This is a genomic window from Thermophagus xiamenensis (assembly GCF_900112795.1).
Classification (GTDB): domain Bacteria; phylum Bacteroidota; class Bacteroidia; order Bacteroidales; family Marinilabiliaceae; genus Thermophagus; species Thermophagus xiamenensis.
The window spans coordinates 34,715-53,981 of record NZ_FONA01000013.1 but is presented as its reverse complement, the minus strand read 5'-3'; the positions used below and the strand labels follow the sequence as shown (position 1 = coordinate 53,981).

General features: G+C 37.8%; 16 protein-coding genes. 12 read left to right on the top strand and 4 right to left on the bottom strand.

Annotated features, from left to right (window positions below):
- Positions 1 to 56 precede the first annotated feature (56 nt).
- The 3 genes from kduI to BM130_RS09215 form a co-directional block, all read right to left on the bottom strand.
- On the bottom strand, positions 57 to 893 hold the full coding sequence (kduI, locus tag BM130_RS09225) for a 5-dehydro-4-deoxy-D-glucuronate isomerase (RefSeq protein ID WP_010528098.1): 837 nt from the start codon (positions 891 to 893) through the stop codon (positions 57 to 59).
- A gap of 53 nt (positions 894 to 946) precedes the next feature.
- On the bottom strand, positions 947 to 2,212 hold the full coding sequence (locus BM130_RS09220) for a BNR repeat-containing protein (RefSeq protein WP_010528099.1): 1,266 nt from the start codon (positions 2,210 to 2,212) through the stop codon (positions 947 to 949).
- A 104-nt stretch (positions 2,213 to 2,316) separates the two neighbouring features.
- Positions 2,317 to 3,378 (bottom strand): LacI family DNA-binding transcriptional regulator, encoded by a 1,062-nt coding sequence (locus BM130_RS09215; protein WP_010528100.1) that lies wholly within the window; start codon positions 3,376 to 3,378, stop codon positions 2,317 to 2,319.
- Between the two features lie 567 nt (positions 3,379 to 3,945).
- Between BM130_RS09215 and uxaC the strand changes: the two genes are divergently transcribed.
- From uxaC to BM130_RS09155, 12 genes are all read left to right on the top strand, one after another.
- Positions 3,946 to 5,346 (top strand): glucuronate isomerase, encoded by a 1,401-nt coding sequence (gene uxaC, locus BM130_RS09210; protein WP_010528101.1) that lies wholly within the window; start codon positions 3,946 to 3,948, stop codon positions 5,344 to 5,346.
- Positions 5,347 to 5,545: 199 nt separating this feature from the next.
- Positions 5,546 to 6,583, top strand: coding sequence for a sugar kinase (locus tag BM130_RS09205; RefSeq protein WP_010528102.1), 1,038 nt, complete (start codon positions 5,546 to 5,548; stop codon positions 6,581 to 6,583).
- A gap of 35 nt (positions 6,584 to 6,618) precedes the next feature.
- Positions 6,619 to 7,299: a bifunctional 4-hydroxy-2-oxoglutarate aldolase/2-dehydro-3-deoxy-phosphogluconate aldolase gene (locus BM130_RS09200; protein WP_010528103.1), complete on the top strand. Its 681-nt coding sequence runs from the start codon at positions 6,619 to 6,621 to the stop codon at positions 7,297 to 7,299.
- The gene (locus BM130_RS09195; protein ID WP_010528104.1) at positions 7,296 to 8,147 is read left to right on the top strand and encodes an SDR family oxidoreductase; all 852 of its coding nucleotides are present in this window, start codon (positions 7,296 to 7,298) and stop codon (positions 8,145 to 8,147) included. The genes BM130_RS09200 and BM130_RS09195 overlap by 4 nt, the downstream gene beginning before the upstream one ends.
- An 18-nt stretch (positions 8,148 to 8,165) precedes the next feature.
- On the top strand, positions 8,166 to 9,239 hold the full coding sequence (locus BM130_RS09190; RefSeq protein WP_010528105.1) for a sugar kinase: 1,074 nt from the start codon (positions 8,166 to 8,168) through the stop codon (positions 9,237 to 9,239).
- Positions 9,240 to 9,589: 350 nt separating this feature from the next.
- Positions 9,590 to 10,864, top strand: a complete 1,275-nt coding sequence (locus BM130_RS09185; RefSeq protein WP_010528106.1) for a nickel-dependent putative hexonate epimerase — start codon at positions 9,590 to 9,592, stop codon at positions 10,862 to 10,864.
- Between the two features lie 140 nt (positions 10,865 to 11,004).
- Positions 11,005 to 12,459, top strand: coding sequence for a decarboxylating NADP(+)-dependent phosphogluconate dehydrogenase (gnd, locus tag BM130_RS09180; protein WP_010528107.1), 1,455 nt, complete (start codon positions 11,005 to 11,007; stop codon positions 12,457 to 12,459).
- A gap of 17 nt (positions 12,460 to 12,476) precedes the next feature.
- On the top strand, positions 12,477 to 13,484 hold the full coding sequence (locus BM130_RS09175; protein ID WP_010528108.1) for a TRAP transporter substrate-binding protein: 1,008 nt from the start codon (positions 12,477 to 12,479) through the stop codon (positions 13,482 to 13,484).
- A gap of 127 nt (positions 13,485 to 13,611) precedes the next feature.
- Entirely contained in the window at positions 13,612 to 14,079 is a 468-nt protein-coding gene (locus BM130_RS09170; RefSeq protein WP_237706150.1) for a TRAP transporter small permease, read from the top strand.
- A gap of 2 nt (positions 14,080 to 14,081) precedes the next feature.
- Positions 14,082 to 15,386 (top strand): TRAP transporter large permease, encoded by a 1,305-nt coding sequence (locus BM130_RS09165; protein ID WP_010528110.1) that lies wholly within the window; start codon positions 14,082 to 14,084, stop codon positions 15,384 to 15,386.
- A gap of 59 nt (positions 15,387 to 15,445) precedes the next feature.
- Positions 15,446 to 16,489, top strand: coding sequence for a LacI family DNA-binding transcriptional regulator (locus tag BM130_RS09160; RefSeq protein ID WP_010528111.1), 1,044 nt, complete (start codon positions 15,446 to 15,448; stop codon positions 16,487 to 16,489).
- Between the two features lie 25 nt (positions 16,490 to 16,514).
- Entirely contained in the window at positions 16,515 to 17,771 is a 1,257-nt protein-coding gene (locus BM130_RS09155) for a tagaturonate epimerase family protein (RefSeq protein WP_029626658.1), read from the top strand.
- A 245-nt stretch (positions 17,772 to 18,016) separates the two neighbouring features.
- Here BM130_RS09155 and BM130_RS09150 read toward each other — a convergent pair whose 3' ends face one another.
- A complete protein-coding gene (locus BM130_RS09150; protein WP_010528113.1) occupies positions 18,017 to 18,889 on the bottom strand; it encodes a DUF4861 family protein in 873 nt (290 codons plus the stop codon).
- Positions 18,890 to 19,267: the final 378 nt, after the last annotated feature.

Sequence of the window (19,267 nt, the reverse complement as noted above, 5' to 3'; positions counted from 1 at the left end):
TATATTCCAACATTTGGGACTTACCATTATTTTGTTCAAAAACTTGCTACTGTTTTTTATTTTAAATCCTGCGGGCCACATTTCTCCATATCATCATAGTCAAGGTTTTCACCAGCCATGCCCCAAATAAAGGTATAATTTGAAGTTCCAGCAGCACTATGGATACTCCAAGAAGGAGAAATAACGGCTTGCTCATTTTTCATCCAAATGTGTCGGGTTTCATTGGGTTGACCCATAAAATGACAAATTGCCTGATCTTCCGGAACTTCAAAATAAAAATAGGCTTCCATCCTGCGAGTATGTGTATGGGCAGGCATAGTATTCCAAACACTGCCGGGTTTCAGTTCAGTCATTCCCATTTGTAATTGACAAGTCTTCACGACACTATTAACCAACAGTTTATTAATTACCCGGTGGTTGGAACTTTCAAGGGCACCAAGCTCTACTATTTCTGCATCGTCACGCGTTACTTTTTGGTTGGGGTATTGATGGTGCGCAGGTGCTGAATTAATGTACAAATGAGCCGGTCGGGAAGCATCAACGGAAGTCATAATAACGTCTTTATTTCCACTGCCCAAATAAAGGGCTTCCTTATATTTCAAAATATATTCATTTCCATCAGCGATAATTTTGGCATCACCCCCGACATTAATAATGCCCATTTCACGGCGTTGAAGGAAAAAATCGGCCTTCAGCTCTTTAAACGTTTCAAGCTTCAACGGTTTATCAGTTGGAACTATTCCCCCTACAATATATCTATCATACAAAGAGTAAACGAGGTTAATTTCTCCAGGTACCATCACCTTTTCAATAAGAAAATCCTTACGGATCCTATTCGTATCGTAACTCTTGAAATCGTCTGGATGTGCGGCGTACCTTAATTCGTAATTCATAACTTTATTTTTTTAGATCAACATTATTAATATTTAACTATCTGACAAAGACTTTATAATTTTTTAAAAATAAACAACTTAACCAATTGTGCGGTTAAATTTTCAGGTTTCTCATTACCTTTTCCTTGCCCCACCTTTTGCACAAACAAATGAAGCTTTTCCTTTCCTTTCCATAATTCCGTATCATAAGAGGGTTCCCATTGGCCAACATCAAATCCGGAAATTGTTGTTAAAGACCAATTGTTTAAATTACGCAATGGAGCCGATGAAATACAAATATTGTTATTTTGCTCCCTATCTCGATAAATCACATACACTCTATTCTTTTTTTCAGACAAAATAACTTGTGGCCTGCTAACAGGAATGCGACGTGTACCCCCACCCTTAAGAGAAAAAGGCATTTGACGCTTTGTGACTTGTGAAACATTCCATTGCCGATCTTTAAGATATACCAAATAAAATTGAGGAACAGTATCTCCAGATTGAGTCCAATAAGTAGCTATAAAAGGCTGTCCCTTTGAATCTGCATAAATAGAAGTCTGATTAATAAGATTGCTACCTTGGGGAATTTTCATCGCATACTCAGCTGTTGAAGCGGTTATTGGAATAACCAGAGGTTCATCCCGGCTGGTTACCCAATTTTCCCCACCGTCATAAGATTTAGCATAACAAAGATCATGATTCGTAAAGATATCCCAGGACTCACGCCAAACCCAAGATATATGAATAACCCCGGATTTATCCACACACATTTGCCAGTAAGGATTTCGCTCTCCTTCGCCATCGATTAAAGAGTTTTGAATCCTACGCCAAGTTTTTTCTTTAGTATAATATCTGTTTAATACTAAATTTCCCTTTCCTGAAGCTCCATGACGATAAGCAAACAACAAATCGCCATTGGGTAATCGATAAAATTCAGGATAAGTAACACCTTGATCTTCAAAAGAACCTACCATTTGAAGTTTATTAGTTAAATCAAGGGCCCCAGGTCGTTTGCTCCGGCAATAATTCAGAGGACCATCGTGATGATCCCATGCCAAATGAAGATAACCATCACCATCAACCATGATACTTATACTATTGTGAGCATCATAAACATTTCCTTTCAAATTGGTTTGCTTTATTTCCCAGTGGTCATTTTTTAGAGAACGCTTTCCCAATGTTACATATCCTAAAGTATCATACCAGGCAATGTATTGAAATTTCCCGTCACTAACCACCGAATTTTTTCTAAATATTGTGGCATTTATAGATGTTTTGGCCCATCCTTCAGCCAATTCTAAAACTCGATATTTCTGAGATAATACTGGAAAAACCATTAAACAAAATATTAAAATAAAGCAACTCTTTTTAAGCTTCATAGTTAAAAAATTTAATACAGCAAAAACACCTTAATACCTTTTTCTTCATTTAATACATTAAACTATCTAACATCAAAATTATCACCTTCGTATTGAAACATAGCCGATGTAAAACTATTCATAGAAGAGGCTCTGGGAATTAAGCTAACCGGTATTAGAATTTCTTCTTCATCAAATTCATCTTTCTCTAAATTACTTATAATGGAACGAGCAATTTGATTACCCATTTCAAAAGCATTTTGCTCAACAGAAGTAAGGCCCGGTTCCACCAAACCGGCAAAAGGCTCATTGGCAAAGCCGCAAATTTTAATTTCTTGCGGGATTTTTATTCCCATATCCCTCAACTGTTTTAATGCGCCCAAAGCGGAAAAATCACTGGCGGCAAAGATGGCATCGATCTTTTGGTTATGGTATAAATTTTCAGCAGCCTCTTCACCAGACTCTTGTACTATACAATTTTCAACAACCAAATCCGGATCAAATTCTATATTACTTTGTTTCAGTGCATACTTGTACCCTTCGAACCTCTCACGATAAACATTAACATGAAGTGCCCCGGCAAAATGTGCTATTCTTTTACATCCATTTTTTATTAAATGCCGCGTACTCCTTAATGCCCCCAAAAAGTTGTCATTGATTATTCGAGGACATTTAACTTTATCAGTAACACGGTCAAACTGAATCAAAAGAATACCTTCAGAGATAATATCCAACAAATGATCAAATTCATACGTTTCCACTGAATGAGAAATAATAATAGCGCCCACTCGGTTTTGCAAAAGTGTACGAACTGCCTTGCGCTCATCCTCTTCACGTTCATGGGTTTGGCATATAAGCAGACTATAACCGGCAGGATTAAGAATTGCCTCCACGCCACTAATAACATGACTAAAAAAATGCCTGTTAATCCGGGGAACAATCATACCAATTGTATCGCTTCTTCCCCTTCGAAGAGAAGAAGCCAATGCATTGGGCCTATAGCCCAGTCCTTCGGCTACTTTTAAAACAGCAGACCGAGTTTTCGCACTTACCCGTTGATTCCCAGCCAAAGCCCTAGATACTGTGGATGGGGTTATTCCCATTTTATTGGCTATATCTGTTATGGTTACATGCTTCTTCGCCATATCGCGCCTTCTTGATCTACAAAAATACAAACGTTTGCACTTAAAACACAAATTTTCCCACTTTTTTCTTTATATTTAACTTGGCTTTTACATCAGAACTTACAAATCTTTACCCCGAGAAGTTGTAATACCAGTTTTACATCACAAAAATCCTATCACCCTGTTTACCAACTCTTTATAGTCATAAATCTTAATTGAAATTAGTTAAACTTCAGTATTCAATAGATTTAAATATTAAATTCAAAGAAAAAATCATAAAAAAATTTGACAGGAATAAATGAATAATATATCTTCGTGTTCGTTAACGAAAAATACTTTTCAATTTTCTAAACTGAACGGGGTAATATCAAAACTAAAAAATAAACAGGCTATAAAACGTACATGACGAAGAAAGTTTGTCACAGCAAAAAATAAATTGAAACAGAAAACAAAATATTAAAAATTAAGCCACTAAACTATTTGATTAATTCATAGATGGTTAGGGCAATAAAAAACTGTACTAAACATCAATTTTCAAAAAACCAAGCTTAATACCCAATAGACCAAACAAATAAAAAATTAATTTTAATGAATATGAAAAGCTTTATTCACCCAGACTTTTTACTTGAAAGTGCCACTGCAAAAGAGATATTTCATGATTACGCAGAAGGGTTGCCTATAATCGATTTCCATTGCCACCTTTCTCCCAAATTAATTGCAGAAGATCACATATTTGACAATCTAGGGGAAGTTTGGCTTGCTGGAGATCATTATAAATGGCGGGCTATGCGAACAAATGGAGTGGACGAAGAATATTGTACCGGCGCTCATTCCTTTTATGAAAAATATTTAAAATGGGCAGAAACGGTTCCCTATACGGTAGGTAATCCACTTTATCATTGGACACATTTAGAATTGGCACGTTATTTCAATATCTTTGATCTTTTAAATCCTAAAACTGCTGACGCCATTTATCAGAAGGCATCAGAAATACTGAAACAGAGAGATTTTTCCACCCGAAACCTGCTAAAAAAAATGAAGGTGGAAGTAGTTGGAACCACCGATGATCCTGCCGATAGTTTGGAATATCATATTCAATTAAAAGATTTCGAAGTAAAGATTCGCCCCACATGGCGTCCTGACAACTTGATCAAGACAGAAAATCCTGAAAAATTTAATCAATATATTAACAAATTGGAAGAAGTTAGTGGTTCAAACATTTCTTCTTTTGCCGAACTATTGAATGTATTAGACCAACGGCATGCCTTTTTTCATGAAACAGGTTGCAGGGCTTCAGACCACGGATTGGACAGAATGTATTATACCGACCAGGCAGGTACAGACCCAGAAAAAGCTTTTCAAAAGCTCAGAAAAGGGCAGAAACTCAATGATCAAGAAACAGAAGGCTACCGCTTCCACATCATGCTGGAACTTTGTAAGCTTAACCACAAAAGAGGGTGGGTACAACAGTTTCACCTGGGAGCCATGCGAAACAATAACACCAGACTTTTCCAAAAGTTAGGGCCTGATACTGGTTTCGATTCTATCGCCAACCCGCAAGACAGTTATAAAATATCACGTTTTCTGGACAGCCTGGATGTTACCAACCAACTGGCAAAAACGATCTTGTACAACCTCAATCCCGCCGACAATGAAATGTTTGTTACTATGATCGGCAACTTTCAGGACGGAACTGTTCCCGGCAAAATGCAATATGGAGCAGCCTGGTGGTTTCTGGATCAAAAAACAGGAATGGAAAAACACCTGGCTGATCTTTCGGCACTGGGTCTTCTTTCCAGATTTGTTGGCATGGTAACCGATTCAAGAAGTTTTCTATCATACCCACGTCATGAGTATTTCAGAAGAATAGCCTGCAATTACATCGGTCAAGAAGTTGAAAAAGGCGTAATTCCTAAAGACCAGGAAATTTTAAAGAACCTGGTAGAAGGTATTTCATACAAAAATGCTAAAGACTACTTTGGTTTTTAAATGTTTTATCGTGGATGGTTTATAGCTTTAGTTCCCATAAAATAAGATCACAACTATTAATCACTATTGTTATATAGTAAAAAAAATTATGAATCCTAAAAAATATTCCTATTACTTTTTCGGAATTCTTTACGGAATATTAAATAACCTATACTAAAAAATTAAGCCCAACAAAAAACCTATATAAAATTTTATAGACATGTCAAGCAAAAAAGTTATAACCTTCGGAGAAATTATGCTAAGGTTATCCACACCTGACTATCAGCGCTTTGCACAAGCCACCTCTTTCGACATTAACTATGGAGGGGGAGAAGCTAATGTAGCTGTTTCATTGGCTAATTACGGAATTAATGCCAGTCTGGTTACCCGCCTTCCTCAAAACGACATTGGAAGAGCTTGCCGCATGGAATTGGAAAAGTATGGTGTTGATACTAGTAATATCCAATATGGTGGAGAACGATTAGGAATTTATTTTCTTGAAACGGGTGCGGTAGCTCGTCCCAGCAAAGTGGTGTATGATCGCGCACACTCTTCTTTTGCAACGGTAGAACCAGGTACTTTTGACTGGGATAAAATTTTTGAAGGGGCCGATTGGTTTCATTGGACCGGTATTACACCTGCCGTTTCGCAAGGGGCCGCTGATGTATGTTTAGAAGCCATAAAAGCCGCCAATAAAAAAGGCATTACAGTATCATGTGACCTAAATTACCGAAAAAATTTATGGAAATATGGTAAAAAAGCTAATGAAGTAATGCCAGAATTGGTGGCCGGGTGCGATATTGTTCTTGGAAATGAAGAGGATGCTGAAATGGTTTTGGGGATTAAACCGGTAGGCGTAGATGTCACCGGTGGCAAAGTTGAAGCTGCCGCATACAAAAGCGTTTCAGAGCAAATCATGAAACAATTTCCAAAAGTAAAAAAAGTAATTACCACTTTAAGGGGTTCGATTAGCGCTAATCATAATACTTGGTCGGGTGTTTTATTCGATGGTAAAAACCTTTACACAGCACCAACCTATCAAATTACACACATAGTTGATCGCGTAGGTGGAGGTGACTCTTTCATGGGTGGATTAATTTATGGGCTTCTTTCCTATAATGATGATGAAAAAGCACTGCGTTTTGCAACAGCAGCATCTTGTCTGAAACATACCATACATGGTGATTTCAATCAGGTTTCTGTATCGGAAGTTGAAAAACTAATGAGCGGAGATGCTTCGGGACGTGTATCTCGTTAACACAAATCAAAATTCGTTTTTCAAAATTTATGATAATGGCTAAGTATAATAGAATAGAGGTTTTTCAAACCATGAAGGATACAGGGGTGGTGCCGGTATTTTTCCATCCCAATATTGATACTGCCCAAAAGGTATTAAAAGCCTGCTATGATGGCGGTATTCGGGTTTTTGAATGGGTTAACAGAGGCGATTTTGCTCATGAAATTTTCAGTGAACTCAACAAATTTGCTTTAAATGAATTGCCCGGAATGATTTTGGGAGCAGGATCCATTGTTGACGAAGCCACTGCAGCCTTGTATATTCAGGTAGGTGCTAATTTTATTGTTTCTCCTCTTCTTAATGAGCAAATTGCCAGAATTTGTAATCGTAGAAAAATAATGTGGGCACCCGGCTGTGGATCAGTTTCAGAAATAGGTAAAGCAGAAGAATTGGGAGCAGAAATTGTAAAAATTTTCCCTGCCTCAGAAGTAGGTGGACCTTCATTTGTTAAAGCTGTTAAAGGACCTTGTCCATGGACTAATATAATGCCAACAGGTGGTGTCGATACCTCAAAAGAAAATCTCCAAAAATGGTTCGACGCTGGAGTCACTTGCGTAGGAATGGGTTCTAAACTCTTCCCTAAAGACATCATTGAAAAAAAAGATTTTAACGCTCTTACAGAAAAAGTAAAAAGCTTAATTCATACTATTCAGGAAATTAAAAACAAAAATTCATGACACCAATAAAAAATCTCAACTTAAAAGATAAAGTGGCAGTCATCACTGGTGGTGGCGGCATTATCTGTTCTGTGATGGCCAAAGCCTTAGCAGCAAAAGGAGTTAAAACTGCCATTCTTGATCTCAAGAAAGAAAGTGCTGAAAATGTAGCAAATGAGATCAAAAGTACCTATGGCACTGAAAGTATAGGAATTGCTGCCAATGTATTAGACAAAAGCAATCTTGAATCGGCGAAACAGATCATTAATAACAATTTGGGATCTATAGATTTTTTGATCAACGGCGCAGGAGGAAATGCCCCTTCTGCAACCTCTAAAGCAGAAAGAATTGAGCCGGAAAACCTGGATCAGTTGGAGGATACTTTTTTTGGGTTGCAACTTGAAGGTTTTGAAAAAACTTTCGACCTCAACTTTAAAGGCACTCTTCTCCCCACCCTTGTTTTTGCTAAAGATATGGTACAAAAACAAAAGGGCGGTATTGTCAATATTTCATCTATGAACTCATACCGTCCGCTAACAAAAATACCGGCTTATTCCGCATCTAAAGCAGCCATTAATAACTTTACGCAATGGCTGGCGGTCCATTTTGCTAAGATAGGTGTACGAGTTAACGCTATTGCGCCTGGTTTTTTGCTTACCAATCAAAACCGTTTTCTGCTGATTGATGAAAAAACGGGAGAAGCCACTGCTCGAGGGGAAAAAATCATCAATGGAACCCCCATGGAACGTTACGGAACTCCTGAAGAGCTCACTGGAACCTTAATTTTTTTACTTTCTGATTGGTCGGAATTTATCACAGGTGTCGTAATACCTGTAGACGGAGGTTTTAGTGCTTACAGCGGTGTTTAATCATAAAAAAATATCACAATGAAAATTAAAAGTCATTACAAATATGCCATGGTTGTTCCTACCAGTATGGGGGTAAGAATAACACCCGAAAACGGACAACCTGTACATTGCAGTGATACCTTTAAAATGCAAGCCACCAGCGCCGAAACCAATGTAGCAAGTATTTCTTCCTACCTGGGATTACCTGTAAAGGTGCTGACCACATTTGTTAAAGATAGTCCAATTGCCCAATTTATAAAAAGTAATCTACGAAATCGCCATATGGATTATGAAGGCGTTGAAGTAGAACAAGGAGGTCCCTGGGGCTATCGTCATCAATTTAATATTGCCGACAGCGGCTTTGGCGGAAGAGGCCCGAGAGTACATAATGACCGAGCAGGAGAAGTAGGCCGAACCCTTAATACAAAAGACTTTGATCTGCAAAGAATATTTGGTCAGGAAGGGGCCGGTATACTGCACCTTTCAGGCCTGATTGCGGCATTATCCCCCGAGACAGGAAATTTCTGTCTTGAAGTGGCTCGTGCGGCAAAACAACATGGTACGGTTATTTCTTTTGATTTAAACTATCGGGCATCATTCTGGAAAGACCGTCAAAAAGAGCTAAGAAATATATTTACAGAAATAGCTTCTGTATCAGATATTCTTATAGGAAACGAAGAAGATTTTCAGCTATGTCTAGGCATAGAAGGTCCCGAAGCTGGCGGTAAAGAAATTGCCAATAAGATTGAAAACTTTAAAGAGATGATAATGCGAGTTAAGCAAACCTTTCCAAATGCTTCGGTGTTTGCCACAACGCTCCGCCAGGTTATCTCGGCCAACGAACACCTGTGGGGAGCCATCATGCTCGTAGGAGATAATTGGGAAGTCATAGAGCCACGTCCCATAAGAGTTTTGGATCGTATAGGAGGTGGTGACGGATTTGTTGGAGGAATGCTTTATGCCATTCTCAAAGGCTGGGAACCCCAAAAATGGATTCAATTCGGATGGGCTTCGGGAGCTTTGGCAACGACATTCCTGACCGATTATGCCCAACCAGCAGATGAAGAGATGATTTGGAGCCTGTGGAATGGGAATGCCAGAGTTAAAAGATAAATCAATCGGCAAATATTCCTTAGTGGGTGTTTAATAAGGTTATTTTTCTCTAAATAAAACGACCATAAAAAGAGACTTACGACAAGAACATGTATAAAATGATTTACAGGTAAAAGACAGATGTAAAACTTTTTACATTTATATTTTGCTGAAAGGGAGGGATTCGCCTTCAGACGATGACCAGGAGCTTTGTCGAATTTATCTTCTTAAACACCCACTTTTAAAACAATAATATTAGTTCCTGGTTCTTTGGTTTAGCTAGATTGTAAAAATAGTCATCAATTAACGTTATGACAAAAAATAAAGAACATATTGGAATTGGATACTTTAAAAGAACAGAATAAAACAATATGATTTATTTTCAAAAAGGATCGGAAAAAAGTATATTAAGTTCAGAGGACTTAAAGGAAGGACTATTTACAGCACTTGAAAAATTAGGCAGGCGTCAAAAAGTATTAGCGGTACCACCCGATTATACCCGCTTTCATTCCCGAGCCGGCGAACTGACTACCTATGTCTATCAATATTATGGGAAACAATTAACCGATATACTTCCCGCTCTTGGTACACATTCACCCATGACACCCGAACAAATTAATCATATGTTCCCGGGCGTTCCATCTAATCTATTTAGAGTTCATGACTGGCGAAATGACGTGGTTACCACGGGAATGGTCCCGGGAAGTTTCATTTCAGAAATCACAAATGGTCAAATTGATTATGATTGGCCCGCACAAGTTAACAAAATAATTAGAGACGGTGGTCATGACCTAATCCTCTCCATTGGTCAGGTTGTACCTCACGAAGTTATTGGTATGGCCAACTACAATAAAAACATATTTGTAGGAACAGGAGGAGCTGAAGGAATAAATAAAAGCCACTTTATTGGTGCAGTTTATGGTATGGAAAAAATTATGGGCAGGGCCAATAATCCAGTGCGCCAAGTATTGAATTATGCATCAAAAAAATTCATTTCACATCTTCCAATAATTTATGTACTTACAGTCATTGGAAATGATGACAAAGAAGGGCTTGTAGTTAGAGGATTATTTATTGGTGATGATGAAGAGATTTTTGAGAAGGCAGCAGATCTTTCTATAAAAGTAAACTTTGAAATGGTTGAAAAACCATTAAAAAAAGTAGTCGTTTATCTCGATCCTACCGAATTTAAAAGCACCTGGTTGGGAAACAAAAGCATTTATCGCACGCGGATGGCCTTAGCCGATGGCGCAAAATTAATCGTTTTGGCACCTGGCCTCAAGGAATTTGGAGAAGATCCCACTATTGATAAATTAATACGCAAATATGGATATAAAGGAACGCCTGCAACGTTAAAAGCTACCAATGAAAACAGGGATCTCAGAGAAAATTTGAGTGCTGCTGCCCACTTAATTCATGGCAGTAGCGAAGATCGGTTTTCCATTATTTATTGTCCTGGATTCCTTTCAAAGGAAGAAATAGAATCAGTTAATTTTGAATATGCCGACCTAAAAGAGATGTTGAAAAAATATAATCCTGAACATTTGCAGGATGGTGTAAATATTATGCCTAACGGAGAAGAAATATTCTTTATTTCCAATCCGGCGTTGGGACTTTGGGCTCACAAAGACCGATTTAGCAAATAAAAACATTTCATCAATGATGTTGTCACCGAATTAGGCTTTCTATAAATCAGAAATTGAAAAATTCGGATCATTAATATAGAAAATTTAAGAAATACGTATTATTGCGAAAAACTAAAACTAACAACAAAATATAGATAACTATGAAACAATTATCTGACATTGGGCTCATCGGGTTGGCCGTTATGGGCGAAAACCTGGTATTGAATATGGAAAGTAAAGGCTTCCAGGTTTCTGTTTACAATCGTACCGTTGAAAAAGTTGATAACTTCATTAATGGTCGTGCCAAAGGGAAAAACATCAAAGGTACCCATTCACTGGAAGAATTAGTTCAATCGCTGGAACGTCCCAGAAAAGTAATGATGATGGTGAAAGCCGGGGAAGCTGTAGATAAGCTTATTGAAAGTTTGATTCCATTATTGGAACCGGGCGACATCATCATTGATGGTGGTAACACCCATTTCCCTGATACAGACCGCCGAACAAAATATGTAGAAAGCAAAGGACTTCTTTACATTGGAACAGGTGTTTCAGGAGGTGAAGAAGGGGCCTTAAACGGACCATCTATTATGCCAGGTGGTTCACCCAAAGCTTGGCCAGAAGTTAAACCCATATTTCAATCCATTGCTGCCAAAGTAGAAAATGGAATTCCTTGCTGCGACTGGGTAGGAGAAAATGGCGCAGGCCATTTTGTTAAAATGGTACATAACGGCATTGAATATGGGGACATGCAAATCATTAATGAAGCCTACCACATAATGAAAGAACTACTGGGAATGACGGCCGATGAAATGCATGAAGTATTCAAGGAATGGAACAATGGACCACTTAATTCTTACCTTATTGAAATTACCAGGGATATATTGGCCTACAAAGATGAAGATGGCCAACCCCTCGTTGATAAAATTCTGGATACCGCCGGTCAAAAAGGAACTGGAAAATGGACAGGGATATCAGCACTGGAACTAGGAATACCATTAACCTTAATAGGTGAGGCCGTATTTTCACGATGTCTTTCGGCAATCAAAGAAGAACGTGTAACGGCTTCAAAAATTTTGGAAGGTCCAAAACCCCAATTCAAGGGTGACAGAAATGCTTTCTTAAATGACCTGCATGATGCCGTTTATGCATCAAAAATCATTTCTTATGCACAAGGATATGCATTAATGAGTGCTGCAGCCAAAGAATACGGTTGGAAACTTAATTATGGGGGCATTGCGCTTATGTGGCGAGGAGGATGTATCATCCGATCAGTCTTTCTTGGTAAAATCAAAGAAGCTTATGACGAAAACCCAAACTTAACTAATTTATTATTAGCACCATTCTTTAAAGAGGTGATTCATAAAGCACAAAATGGTTGGAGAAAAGTTGTGGCTACAGCCATTGAAAATGGTATTCCTACACCGGCCTTTGCATCAGCCCTGAACTATTACGATGGTTACCGACATGATAGATTGCCTGCTAACTTATTACAAGCCCAGCGGGATTATTTTGGTGCCCATACCTACGAACGTATCGACCAGCCTAGAGGAAAATTCTTCCACACCAATTGGACAGGGAAAGGTGGGACAACAGCCTCGACCACATACAATGTTTGACACAAAAACTGATAACAATGAACAAACTAATTACAGTTTTATTGGCGATACTATTTTTCGCCTCGGCGGGATGTGGATTAAAAAAAGAGGTGAAAGTTCTTAAGCTTGGACATGGCTTGGATACCAAACATTCTGTTCACATTGCCATGGAATTTATGGCCAAACGTGTTAACGAGTTATCCAATGGAAAATTAAAAATAGAAATTTATCCCGGTGGGGTTCTTGGCTCCGAACGTGAAAGTTTGGAGCTACTCCAACTGGGAAGTCTGGATATGACAAAAGTTTCCTCTGCAGCATTGGAGGGCTTTGTAGAAGAATATAAGATATTTGGTCTTCCATATATTTTTAAAAGTCGGGAACATGCTTTTGCTGTGTTAGATGGCCCTTTAGGACAAGAAATCCTTAACAAAGGGGAAGAATATTGGTTAAAAGGTCTTTGCTTTTATGATGCCGGTGCCAGAAGTTTTTATTCGTCTACACCCATCCAAAGCCCAGAAGACTTAAAAGGATTAAAAATCAGGGTTATGCAGAGTATAACTTCATTCGAGATGGTAAAAGCAATGGGTGGATCCCCTACTCCAATTTCTTGGGGTGAGTTATATACGGCTTTGCAAGGGAAGGTAGTCGATGGTGCTGAAAATAATCCGCCTAGTTTCTATCTCTCACATCATTATGAGGTTTGTCGTTACTACACTCTTAATGAGCATACCCGACTCCCGGATGTTTTAATTATGAGCACACATGCGCTCGAAAAATTAACATCCCAAGAAAAAGATTGGTTGATGCAAGCTGTCAGAGAATCGGTTCCCGTCCAACGTAAAGAATGGCAAAAATCAGAAGAAAATGCTCTTAAAGCTGTTATTGAGGATGGTGTTGAAATCATCAAACCAGACAAGCAACCCTTTATTGATGGGGTTTCTGAAGTTTATAATTTGTATAAAGACAATGAAAAATTGTGGAATTTAATCCAAAGAATTCAGCAGTCCGCACCTTCTGTTAAGGCACAATCAGAGAATTCTAATTAGATAGTTTGAAAAACAGTTGATCTTTCTAATTTACTGATTTCATTTTTTTATGAATGATTCATTTTAATATGCAAAAAGAAAACCACCAAATATGATTCTCCGAAAGAAAATAGACAAAATACTAGAAATGTTTCTAGTAATACTAATGACTGCATTAGTATTAGATGTAGTATGGCAGGTAGCTAGTCGCTACCTATTTTCCAATCCTAGTTCATTTACAGATGAATTGGCGGTTTTTTTACTAATATGGGTTGGAATGGCCGGTGCTGCCTATGTGAAAGGGAAAAATGAACACTTAGCCATTGACATTCTTCCTGAAAAACTAAAGCCACCCAAAAAGAATCGATTAATGGTTTTTATCAACATTTTAATAATTCTATTTAGCTTAACTATTATGGTTATTGGTGGTGCATGGCTGGTTTATACCCGATTTAGACTAGGACAAGTATCTTCTGCACTGCAGGTACCCATTGGTTATGTTTATATAATTGTACCTATAAGCGGGTTGCTTATGATTTACTATTCTCTGGATGATATCAGAAAATTAAACAAGGAATACAAAACACTCATCAATTCAAAAAATAAAAAGAATTAATTATGGAACTAGATATCCTGGGTATTCTCGTCCTCATTTTTTCGTTTCTGTTTTTTCTGGTCATAGGAACACCTATTGCTTACAGCATTGGTTTATCGGCATTGGCCACCATGTTAGTAAGCTTTGATACCCTTCCCGCATTTTCCACTATGGCTCAGCGAATGGCCACTGGCTTAGAAAGCTTTTCTTTATTGGCAATTCCATTCTTCATACTAGCAGGACAGCTAATGAATTCGGGAGGTATTGCCATGCGACTTATTGAGTTTGCTAAAGTCATAGTAGGTCGTCTACCAGGTGGTCTGGCCTTAGTAAACGTTACAGCCAACATGCTTTTTGGGGCTATATCTGGGTCAGCTGCTGCATCAGCATCCGCCATTGGAACAATCATGTCTCCCAGAATGGAAAAGGAAGGTTATGATAAGAACTTCTCTGCAGCTATAAATGTTACGTCAGCAACAACGGGATTATCCATCCCCCCAAGCAACGTCCTAATTGTATATTCACTGGCAAGTGGAGGAGTCTCAATTGGAGCTTTGTTTCTGGCAGGATATTTACCGGGTATTCTTACCGGAATAGCTCTAATGCTGGTGGGTGCAGTCTATGCCTATCGAAAAAAATATCCTGTAGCAGAAAAAATTCCCTTTCGCGCTGCCATAAAAAAATTTCTGGATGCCATTCCCAGTTTAATGATGTTGGTAGTTGTAATTGGTGGCATCATCGCTGGCCTTTTTACTGCCACTGAAGCAGCAGCCATCGCAGTGGTATACAGTCTGGTTTTGGCACTCATCTACAAAGAAGTATCCGTTAAACATCTACCCAACATCATTATCAATACAATTCGTACTACCGGAATGGTAATGTTGTTAATTGCTTCCTCGATAGGATTGTCTTGGGTAATGTCGTTCGAAAACATACCACAAACGGTTAGTAACGGACTTCTTTCATTGTCTTCCGATCCTTTTATTATATTGATCATTATTAATTTAATACTCTTGTTTGTCGGGATATTTATGGACATGACGCCGGCGGTTCTCATATTCACCCCAATATTTTTACCCATTGTTACAGCACAACTGGGACTGGATCCCATCCATTTTGGAATTATAATGATATTAAATTTGAATGTGGGACTCTGTACCCCACCTGTAGGCTCTGTATTATTTATTGGTTGCAGTGTTGCCAATTTAAAAATTCAGGACCTTGTAAAACCCTTGATTCCATTTTACATTGCAATGATAGCGGTATTATTACTGGTCACTTTTATCCCTGAAATAGCTATGTGGATACCAAAGGCCTTTGGTTATTAAAAATAAATATTAAATCAACCAGTTTAAATCATCCGTTCGTTTTCAGAAAATTATCATACATGAAACAAGTAAGGATAAAAGATATTGCACAAAAGGCTAACGTTTCTATTGGAACCGTAGATCGTGTTTTGCATAATCGTGGTGAAGTAGCGGCTAAAACGCGAGAAAAGGTACTTAATATTGCAAAAGAGATGAACTACCAACCCAATATCGTTGCCCAAGCCCTCACCACAAAAAAAATCTATAAAATATCAGTTTTAATTCCAAAAGGGGGGAATGATAATATTTACTGGTTATCTCATCCCAAAGGCATTGAAAAAGCAGTAAAAGAATTACAACCATTTTCTGTAAAAATTAATTATTATTTTTTCGAACTACATAATGAAGCTGATTTTTTGAAACGAACGGATGATATCTTGAATAATTTACCAGACGGTGTTATACTCGCCCCTATTCTTAAAAAAGAAGCCATTCAGTTTTGTAAAAAGCTGGACGAACATAAAATTCCCTATATTTTCATCGATACTTTCATAGATCAAACCAACTGCATATCATTCATTGGTGAAGATGCTTTTCAGGGTGGACGAGTTGCCGCAAGCCTGATTGATTTTGGCCTGGCACCCGAAAAAGATATACTTATCGTTAACTTAGCTAAAGATTTAGAAAATACTCAACATTTAAATCGCAGAAATCAAGGATTTCTTAGTTACTTTTTAGATTCAGGGAAAAATATCGGAATGAAAATTACAATCGAAATTCCTGTGACAGATCAAAAGGTTGTTAACGAAAAAATGGATTCCATTTTTCAAAAGAACACAAATATTGGTGCCATCCTCGTATCTAGTGCTAAAACCCACGTAATTGCTCGATATTTAGAAAAAAGAAAAATTAAACCGATTCTAGTCGGCTATGAGGTTACAAAAAAAAATGTAGAATACCTTAAAAAAGGAATTATACATTTTTTAATCGGTCAAAAACCTATGGAACAATCTGAAAAAGCCGTAAAAAGATTATTTGAATATCTTACTACCCGTTCCATTTCTATGAAACACGAATTTCAACCCGTGGAAATAATTAATAATGAAATAATTACAACACTTTAAACATTATATCATTAAATAAGGAATCATGAAAAAACTCGCAAAATACTCATTTGGGATGGGCGACCGATTTGCCCATCAGGCATCGTGGCAACTAAAAGCCATCACAGAAATTGAAAAACAAGGAATTGAAGTAACCCCTGTTTGGAATAAATCAAATCGGGAACATACAACCATCGGTAGTAAACCAGAAGATAACCGAGATGCCGCCCAAAAAGCGATTCAAAAGGCCGGCTGGTCAAAACCATGGTACATTGATGCGGACCATATTAATCTCGACACGGTAGATAATTTTTTGGAAAGCTCCGATTTTTTCACCATTGATGTAGCCAGCTATATCGGAAAAAAAGGAGATTCCAAAGAGGAGGAAACATTCATTAGCAAAATGAAACCATTAATTGGTAATCTAAATATTCCAGGTGTTAATTCTCCATTCAAAATTACGGAACAACAATTACGTAATATCGCAGGTCAATATTTGCATGCTGCCTTTATGGCTGGAGAAACCTATAAATACATTGAATCAGTCAAGGGGAAAGGGAACTTTATCACCGAAGTCTCTATGGATGAAGTGCCGGAGCCACAAACACCCGTTGAATTATTCTTTATACTGGCCATGCTTGCCCACTATGGTGTTCCAGCCCAAACCATAGCGCCAAAGTTTACGGGCCGTTTCAACAAAGGTGTGGATTATGTCGGGGATATTGAAACCTTTCGAAAAGAATATGAGGCCAATTTGATGGTGATTGATTATGCCATACAGAAATTTGGATTTCCTCCTGAATTGAAACTCAGCATCCATTCCGGATCTGATAAATTCTCCATATATCCCGTCATCAAAGAGTTATCACAAAAACATAACAAAGGTTTTCATTTAAAAACCGCAGGAACCACCTGGCTTGAAGAAGTTATAGGATTGGCTATGGCTGGAGGTGAAGCACTGCTTTTTGTAAAAAACATATATTCCAGAGCACTTGACAATATAGAAAAACTGTGTGCTCCATATGCCGATGTGATCGATATAAACACAGACAACCTGCCAAAGCTTTCTGAAGTTAATAATTGGACAGGTGAAGAGTTTGCAAACGCCTTACGGCACGTTCCTGACCACCCCATGTACAATCCTGATCTCCGTCAGCTCATTCATGTGGCTTATAAATTGGCGGCAGAAAATATTAATCAGTTCAATTCATTTCTTGAACAACATTCAGAAATTGTTGGAAAATGTGTTTTTGAAAATTTGTATAAAAGGCATGCTGAAAGGTTGTTTGTTTTTTCCAATTAAGGCAATGAAAAACAACCTTTAGTAATTGCGAGGATAAACAAGAGCCACAGCCACCAACAGCGCCCAACTATGGGCGAAAATTGGTGGCTCCTTTTTTTAGACTAAAAACTTTTTAGCCTCTTAAATTATTTACAGGTGGAATTAATGGCTTGTTAAACCTAATTACCCACAATTTTTAAAATTGCAATATCAAAATTAAAAACTTGCCATAACTTCAAAAGAGTTACTGAATGATAAAAAAAGAATTACTTCCATGAAAGGTCTTTTACATATGTTATAAATTTTTCAAAAGAATTGAGATCCTCTTCCTTTTCGCAAGCTGATGTAACCCAAGTTGATAAATAATGGCAGGGTTTAGATACCAATTCAAATTGCTTTTCCTTTTTCGTGATACTTTCAAAGTCGTTAGGATCAAAAATAATTGCAGCACCAATACTTATTTGAAAAGCAGCCACATCTTCCGGATGAATACCCCAGGTACAAATGAAGTTATCTCCCTGTTTTGTATCGGTTTTATCATGATAATTAATTCCGGTAAGAAAATGAACAGGATTATCGGAAAAGGCAAATGCCTCTATTTTGGCTTCGCGAAAACCTGAAAACACTGTTACCCTAACAAGTATATCTACAGTATCACCCATATAGGGGATATCTTCCGAAAGCATCTCCATATAGGAAAAATTTGCTTCCTTAGCGACACGCGCCGTTCGACGAGATACAGGATTAAGAAAAACAGATTCCTTCCTTTTTGGATCCCACAATCTGACGCCACCTAGACCAACGGTTGATCCAACTTTGTACTGATCGGCTCCCCACCCCTCTTTTTGCTGTTCAACAGTAGGATACCACTGAGCTTCAGCCAACTCAAGACCAGGACGCGTTTTATTGTAAACATCCACCGCAACTTTATAATCGAAATAAAGTCGAAGTCCAATCCACTCATTCTCAATGGCAGGACCGTGATGAGCCAGTTTTTGATACAAATCACCGCTTTCGGATGTAATTTCATGTTCTTGAGTTTTGCTACCTTTCCACCTTAGACTAATATCAGTCATATTTTGGGCGTAAAGACCGAAATTTAAAAACGCCAATGTTATAAAAGCCAAATGTTTCTTCATAAAAAATTATTTATTTCATTAAAATATAATTTATCTAATTCATTGGTCTAATGGAACTCGCATTACTTAAAGTTTATACATGTTCTTGTTGTGACAAACCTCCTTAGTCATGCTCGTTTCATTAGTATAAAATTCACTTAACTCACTGAACTATTAGTTATTAAAATCAGTCATTAGTGGTTAGTCTTTAGTCATTTGTTAATGAACACGAAATCACTAATGACTGTTGACTAATGACTATAAACTTCTTCTGCCTTCTTCCTGTGCACTTCTGCCTCAGTTTTATATATGTCCTTTTGTGGCTAAAATCGCCATGCTCGTTTCATTAGTAAAAATATTATACAAGTAATCGGTCAAAAAAAACTCGCATGACAATCA

Bases quoted from the DNA above. Each gene is read 5' to 3' on its own strand.
- kduI (WP_010528098.1), bottom strand. From the start codon at position 893: ATGAATTACGAATTAAGGTACGCCGCACATCCAGACGATTTCAAGAGT.
- BM130_RS09220 (WP_010528099.1), bottom strand. From the start codon at position 2,212: ATGGTTTTTCCAGTATTATCTCAGAAATATCGAGTTTTAGAATTGGCT.
- BM130_RS09215 (WP_010528100.1), bottom strand. From the start codon at position 3,378: ATGGCGAAGAAGCATGTAACCATAACAGATATAGCCAATAAAATGGGA.
- uxaC (WP_010528101.1), top strand. From the start codon at position 3,946: ATGAATATGAAAAGCTTTATTCACCCAGACTTTTTACTTGAAAGTGCC.
- BM130_RS09205 (WP_010528102.1), top strand. From the start codon at position 5,546: ATGTCAAGCAAAAAAGTTATAACCTTCGGAGAAATTATGCTAAGGTTA.
- BM130_RS09200 (WP_010528103.1), top strand. From the start codon at position 6,619: ATGGCTAAGTATAATAGAATAGAGGTTTTTCAAACCATGAAGGATACA.
- BM130_RS09195 (WP_010528104.1), top strand. From the start codon at position 7,296: ATGACACCAATAAAAAATCTCAACTTAAAAGATAAAGTGGCAGTCATC.
- BM130_RS09190 (WP_010528105.1), top strand. From the start codon at position 8,166: ATGAAAATTAAAAGTCATTACAAATATGCCATGGTTGTTCCTACCAGT.
- BM130_RS09185 (WP_010528106.1), top strand. From the start codon at position 9,590: ATGATTTATTTTCAAAAAGGATCGGAAAAAAGTATATTAAGTTCAGAG.
- gnd (WP_010528107.1), top strand. From the start codon at position 11,005: ATGAAACAATTATCTGACATTGGGCTCATCGGGTTGGCCGTTATGGGC.
- BM130_RS09175 (WP_010528108.1), top strand. From the start codon at position 12,477: ATGAACAAACTAATTACAGTTTTATTGGCGATACTATTTTTCGCCTCG.
- BM130_RS09170 (WP_237706150.1), top strand. From the start codon at position 13,612: ATGTTTCTAGTAATACTAATGACTGCATTAGTATTAGATGTAGTATGG.
- BM130_RS09165 (WP_010528110.1), top strand. From the start codon at position 14,082: ATGGAACTAGATATCCTGGGTATTCTCGTCCTCATTTTTTCGTTTCTG.
- BM130_RS09160 (WP_010528111.1), top strand. From the start codon at position 15,446: ATGAAACAAGTAAGGATAAAAGATATTGCACAAAAGGCTAACGTTTCT.
- BM130_RS09155 (WP_029626658.1), top strand. From the start codon at position 16,515: ATGAAAAAACTCGCAAAATACTCATTTGGGATGGGCGACCGATTTGCC.
- BM130_RS09150 (WP_010528113.1), bottom strand. From the start codon at position 18,889: ATGAAGAAACATTTGGCTTTTATAACATTGGCGTTTTTAAATTTCGGT.